4 protein-coding genes are annotated in these 6,959 nt (G+C 48.6%); all 4 read left to right on the top strand.

Annotation, left to right across the window (positions count from 1 at the left end; genetic code table 11):
• Window positions 1-1,119, top strand: a complete 1,119-nt coding sequence (recF, locus tag DPV68_RS01610; protein ID WP_114165095.1) for a DNA replication/repair protein RecF — start codon at window positions 1-3, stop codon at window positions 1,117-1,119.
• A gap of 54 nt (window positions 1,120-1,173) precedes the next feature.
• Entirely contained in the window at window positions 1,174-3,102 is a 1,929-nt protein-coding gene (gyrB, locus tag DPV68_RS01615) for a DNA topoisomerase (ATP-hydrolyzing) subunit B (protein WP_034780293.1), read from the top strand.
• A 22-nt stretch (window positions 3,103-3,124) separates the two neighbouring features.
• Complete coding sequence (gene gyrA / locus DPV68_RS01620; protein ID WP_114165096.1) at window positions 3,125-5,695, top strand: DNA gyrase subunit A; 2,571 nt, start codon at window positions 3,125-3,127, stop codon at window positions 5,693-5,695.
• Between the two features lie 62 nt (window positions 5,696-5,757).
• The gene (locus DPV68_RS01625) at window positions 5,758-6,747 is read left to right on the top strand and encodes an HD-GYP domain-containing protein (RefSeq protein ID WP_114165097.1); all 990 of its coding nucleotides are present in this window, start codon (window positions 5,758-5,760) and stop codon (window positions 6,745-6,747) included.
• Window positions 6,748-6,959 lie beyond the last annotated feature (212 nt).

The raw sequence follows: 6,959 nt of genomic DNA on the forward strand, positions 1-6,959 counted from the left end.
GTGCACTTAAAGTCGATCCGATTGCAAAACTACCGCAACTACGAAACCCTCGAGCTAGATTTTTCAGAACAGACGAACGTTCTCATCGGGGAAAATGCCCAAGGGAAAACGAATCTACTCGAATCGATTTACGTACTTGCGCTCGCGAAGTCACATCGGACGACGCAAGACCGTGAACTAATCGGCTGGGAAGCGGATGCTGCGATGGTCGAAGGACGGATTCACAAACGGACCGGTGAGACGGTCCAATCGATCACGTTTTCACCGAAAGGGAAAAAAGCGAAATTGAACCATCTCGAACAACGTCGTCTCAGCGACTACGTTGGGGCCTTCAACGTCGTGCTGTTCGCACCAGAAGACCTCGCCATCGTCAAAGGCAGCCCACAAGGACGACGTCGGTTTTTAGATATGGAGATCGGGCAAGTGAGTCCTGTTTATCTACATGAATTAAACCAGTACTTGAAGACGCTAAAGCAACGAAACACCCTGTTGAAACAGCTCTCAATCAAAGGCGGGGATGAGACACTGCTCGAGGTACTCACCGATCAAATGATTGAGCTTGCGGTGAAAATCGTTTCACGGCGCCATCATTTCATCGATCAACTCGAAAAATGGGCCGGACCGATTCACGCCGGCATCACGCGAAACTTGGAGACACTGACGATTCAGTACGTATCGGATACATTCCAAAAAGAACGTTACCCAAAAGATGCGATGTTTGAAACGTATCGTCGAAAATTTGATAAAATAAGAGAGAACGAACGAAGACGAGGTGTGACGTTATTTGGTCCGCATCGAGATGATTTTGAGTTGTACGTCAACAATCGCAATGTCCAAACGTTCGGTTCGCAAGGTCAGCAGCGCACAGCGGCTTTGTCTTTAAAGCTAGCGGAGATTGAACTGATTCACGAAGAGGTCGGGGAATATCCGCTGCTCTTGTTAGATGACGTGTTATCTGAATTAGACGACCATCGCCAAACCCATCTGCTCGATACGATGGGCCAAAAAGTCCAAACGATTATCACGACAACCAATATTGATGGGATCGCTCACGAAACGATTCAACAAGCAAAGGTGTTTCACGTGAAACAGGGCGAAGTTGAAACAGAATCTGTATGAAGTAAGACCAATCCATATGAACACCAATTCATATATAGTAGGTGAATGAAACCGATGAGTAACGAAAACGAAAAACAAATGCAAGATTATGGTGCCGATCAGATTCAAGTACTTGAAGGATTAGAAGCTGTTCGCAAACGCCCGGGGATGTATATCGGTTCGACGAGCTCACGAGGACTCCACCACTTGGTATGGGAAATCGTCGACAACTCGATTGACGAAGCACTCGCCGGACACTGTGACACGATTACGGTCACAGTAGAACCAGGTAATTCGGTCGTTGTTGAAGATAACGGACGAGGGATCCCGGTCGACGTTCAAAAGAAAACGGGCCGTCCAGCCGTTGAAGTCATTTTCACCGTCCTTCATGCCGGAGGTAAATTTGGTGGTGGCGGATATAAAGTTTCAGGCGGTTTGCACGGCGTCGGGGCCTCAGTCGTTAACGCCTTGTCGACGAAACTTGAAGTATTCGTTCGCCGTAACGGCAACGTCTACTACCAATCATTCAAACGCGGTGTCCCACAAGGTGAACTCGAAATCGTTGGTACGACTGATACGACGGGGACGACTGTCCGTTTCTTCCCGGACGGCGATATCTTTGAGGAGACGCTCGAATATGACTTTGATTTACTTGCCACACGTCTGCGCGAACTTGCCTTCCTGAACAAAGGGCTTCGCATTGTCGCAAAAGACGAGCGCAGTGATGAGACGATTGAACGCAACTATCATTACGAGGGCGGAATCAAGTCATACGTTGAACATTTGAACCGCTCAAAAGCCTCAATCCACGATGAGCCTGTCTATGTACATGGGACGAAGGATGGGATTGAAGTTGAGATCGCGCTTCAGTACAACGAAGGATTTGCGAGTAACATCTATTCATTCACGAACAACATTCCGACCCACGAGGGCGGAACGCACGAGACAGGGTTCAAAACGGCACTCACTCGTTCGATCAACGACTATGCAAAACGCTTCGGTCTCATGAAAGAAGCCGATGGAAGCTTGTCAGGGGATGACGTACGTGAAGGATTGACGGCGATTGTCTCGGTCAAACACCCATCGCCACAGTTCGAGGGTCAAACGAAGACAAAGCTTGGCAACGCTGACGCTCGTACAGCGACAGACTCGCTCTTCACGGACACGTTCGAGCAATTCTTGCTTGAGAACCCATCTGTCGGTCGATTGATCGTCGACAAAGGCTTGATGGCGGCACGTGCTCGTCTTGCGGCGAAACGTGCTCGCGAAATGACTCGCCGAAAAGGAATCCTCGAAGTCAGTTCATTGCCTGGGAAACTAGCAGACTGTTCATCGAAAGATGCATCGAAGTCTGAATTGTACATCGTTGAGGGTGACTCGGCCGGTGGCTCTGCAAAATCAGGTCGCGATCGTCACTTCCAAGCGATTTTGCCGATTCGAGGTAAAATCATTAACGTCGAAAAAGCGAGACTCGATAAGATTTTAGCCAACCAAGAAGTTCGTACAATTATTACGGCGCTCGGGACTGGGATCGCGGAAGAGTTCGATCTCGCGAAGGCGCGGTACCATAAATTGATTATCATGACCGATGCCGACGTCGATGGAGCCCACATTCGGACACTGCTCTTAACGTTCTTCTACCGTTATATGCGTCCGCTCGTCGAAAGCGGCTATGTGTATATCGCACAACCGCCACTTTACGGCTTGAAGCACGGAAAAGACGTCACCTACGTCCAAAATGAACGGGAACTGCAAGAAGCGATTAAACAGCTTCCAGAAAATGCTCGTTACAGTGTACAGCGTTACAAAGGTCTTGGTGAGATGGACCCTGAACAACTGTGGAGCACGACGATGAATCCAGAGACACGCTCGATGCTTCGTGTCGACCTTCAAGACGCCATTGAGGCGGATGAGATCTTTGAGACGCTCATGGGTGACAATGTCGAGCCGCGACGTGATTTCATCCAATCACATGCGCATTACGTGAAAAACCTCGATATTTAAAAAGAAGGGTAGGCAATAACGAATGGCAGAACAAGAAAATATCAAGGATATAAATATTAGCCAAGAGATGCGCACCTCGTTCATGGACTATGCGATGAGCGTTATCGTGTCACGTGCCCTTCCAGACGTACGAGACGGTCTGAAACCGGTTCACCGCCGCATTCTTTATGCGATGAACGAGCTCGGGATTCGTGCCGATAAGCCTCATAAGAAGTCGGCGCGTGTTGTCGGTGACGTTATCGGTAAGTATCATCCGCACGGTGACTCTGCCGTTTACGAGACGATGGTTCGGATGGCGCAAGACTTTAGTTACCGTTACGAACTCGTAGATGGCCACGGAAACTTCGGTTCTGTTGACGGTGACTCGGCGGCAGCGATGCGTTACACAGAAGCGCGGATGTCGAAAATCGCGATGGAACTCGTCCGTGATATCGGGAAGAATACAATCGATTACCAACCGAACTTTGACGGGGAAGAGAAAGAACCGGTCGTCATGCCAGCCCGGTTCCCGAACTTCTTGGTTAATGGAACGAGCGGGATTGCGGTCGGGATGGCCACGAACGTACCGCCGCATAACTTGAACGAAGTGATTGATGGGGTGCTTGCATTGACGCATAATCCGGATATCACGATTTCTGAGTTGATGCAGCACATCCCGGGACCTGACTTCCCGACGGCTGGTGAGATTTTAGGACGTAGCGGAATTCGCCGCGCCTATGAGACGGGTCGTGGATCGATCACAATGCGTGCCAAAGCTGAGATCGAAGTGTTGAAAAATGGCCGTGAGCGCATTCTCGTTCATGAAATCCCGTATCAAGTGAACAAAGCGCGACTCGTCGAAAAGATTGCCGATTTGGTACGCGACAAGAAAATCGAAGGCATCACGGACCTTCGTGACGAATCAGACCGTAACGGGATGCGTGTCGTCATTGAAGTACGCCGCGATGCGAATGCCAGTATCATTTTGAACAACTTGTATAAACAAACGCCAATGCAAACGACGTTTGGTGTCAACATGCTCGCCCTCGTCGGAGGTCGACCGAAGACGCTCAACTTGAAACAGGCGATTTATTACTACATTGAGCACCAAAAAGAAGTCGTCCGTCGTCGGACACAATTCGACCTCGACAAGGCTGAGGCGCGTGCGCATATCCTTGAAGGATTGCGCGTTGCACTCGATCATTTGGATGAAGTCATCGCCATCATCCGCAGTACACGGACTGGTGACGAGGCTCGTGAGAAATTGATTGCTCGTTTCGGGTTGTCGACTGAACAGACACAAGCCATTCTCGATATGCGTCTTCAACGTTTGACTGGACTTGAGCGTGAGAAAATCGAAGGCGAGTATCGTGAGATTCGTGCATTGATTGAAGAATTGCGTGCGATTTTAGGGGATGAAGAACTCCTTCTCGACATCATTCGCAATGAACTGACCGAAATCAAAGAACGTTACGGTGATGCACGCCGTACTGTGATTCGTACCGATATCATCGAGCTAGAGGATGAAGACTTGATTCCGGTTCGCGACATGATGATCACACTCACAAGCGAAGGATATATCAAATCAATCCCGAGCGACTCATATCGTACGCAACGTCGAGGCGGACGAGGCAAGCAAGGGATGGGTACGAACGACGAGGACTTCGTGTTACGTCTCTTGTCAGCTTCGACGCATGATACGATTCTCTTCTTTACGAATTTCGGCCGTGTCTTCCGCTTGAAAGGCTATGAGATTCCTGAGATGAGCCGGACTGCGAAAGGGATGCCGATTATCAACTTGTTGCAAGTCGATAAAGGCGAGAAAGTAGAGACGATGATTCCGGTCGACTTCAATAGCTACTTGGCAGACAAAGCGATTGTTGAGGATGGAAGTGAAGATTCGGAAGCAGAAGTGGCAGACGAGCAATTGTCGCTCGTGTTTATCACGAAGCAAGGACTCGTCAAACGCTCACCGCTTTCGGCTTATGCTCGTATCAATAAAAACGGACTTCGTGCCATCAGCTTGAATGACACGGACGAGTTAGTTACTGTCCGTCTTGCGAAGAGCGATGACGAGATGTTGATTGTGACGCGTGAAGGGATGTCGATTCGTTTCCCACTTGAAGGGGAAGTGCGTTCAATGGGCCGTACGGCTCGCGGCGTTCGTGCCATCCGATTGAAAAAGGACGATGATCAAGTCGTTTCGATGGAAATCGTGCGCCCGACCCAAGACGTGTTGATCATCACGGAAAAAGGTTACGGAAAACGTACCGCAATGGAGCAGTTCCGTACACAAGGTCGAGGTGGTTCTGGAATCATCGGAATCAAGACCGACCGCGGTACCGTCGTCGGTATGCGAGTCGTGGATGAGGACGACGATATCATGCTCATGACCGAGCTCGGTGTCGCCATTCGAATTGACGCACAAACGATTTCGCAAATGGGTCGTAGTACACGCGGTGTGAAAGTGATGAACATCGAGAACGGCGATCGCTTAGCGACCATCGCAAAATTGAAAAAAGATGAGCTAGAAGAGGAATCAGCAGATGAGATGGAGAATGGAATTGATGGTGAAGCACCAGAAACCGACCTATCGTCTGAAGTGACCGAATAAGGCGAAACAGGTCGAGCGGAGCTTCCGTTCGACCTTTTTTCATACGATCAGGAGGGATGAGCATGCGACTCGCTATTTCAAACGTTCACGTAGGGATGGTCTTAAAAACATCGGTCTCTTCATTAGAGGCTGGCATTAGACTGACGAATGAACATTTACGCTTGCTTCGGTTTTTAAAAGTGGAGACGATTGAAGTTGCTCCTGTGGAATGTCGTCGCTTCACGCAAGAAGAAGAACGCGATTTGTGTGAGAAGATCCTCCAATATGAACGTCACTATAATCAATGGGAGGAACGAATTGCTCCGAATCCCTATGAAGCCTTAGAATTTATCCATCAATTGTTTCGTCATGATTATCCATTATCAGCTATCGTTACATTTTTCACGAAACAACCACTTCGAAAAAATCACGTCATTCATCATGCGATTTATCGCGCACTCGTTGCAAGGACATTGTCCAAGTATCGGGGGGATGAACATCGACTCCAGTTCGACTACGGCATCGCCTCGTATTTTGCAGACGCCAGCTACGCAAAAATTCGTAAATGGTCGCATATGCGTTATTTCACAAAAATGGAACGAGAGTTATTGTATCAACATCCACTCGTATCGATGGCGATGTTGCCTCAAGATCAGACGTTGCGCCAGCGCGTCAGTAAATTGGTTGCGGAACACCATGAGCGTCTTGATGGCTCTGGCTTTCCGAATCGTCTCGAGGAGCGGTCGCTCCATCCGGCCTCGCCGCTGTTCATTGTGGCAGATCGATTTTGTCAGTTGACAGCCCCACGAACGTTTCGAGACGCTTTGACACCGGAAGAGGCATATTTCTATATGTGGCAAAATGAAGCTTACGATGGGGAAGCACTTACCCTTTTAGCGACATTGCTTGGATTTTATGAAGTCGGTCGAACCGTGTTGTTGAGTAGTGGGGTTCGAGGTACAATCCGTAACTATACACCGAACGTCGAACAACCGATTGTCATATCTGAACCGGCGCAAGAAATGTACGATTTGACTCGTTCAAATGAAGTTCGAATCATTGCATTCCAATAACTTGTGGTGTGTTTCTTCTATATAGTGGCGACCGAGAACACACCACGTTTTTATTCTTTTAAAATATTTTATTTTTATAGTTGACGAATAGTAGAGCAGGTGCTATTATTAATGAGTCGCTAAGAGCGGCAGACGAACTTTGAAAACTGAACGATGAGGCAAAAATGTTTTACCATTTTTGAATGAAGCGCAAGCTTCGTCATTTTCAAGAG

It is taken from the genome of Exiguobacterium sp. TNDT2, assembly GCF_003331145.1.
Classification (GTDB): Bacteria; Bacillota; Bacilli; order Exiguobacteriales; family Exiguobacteriaceae; genus Exiguobacterium.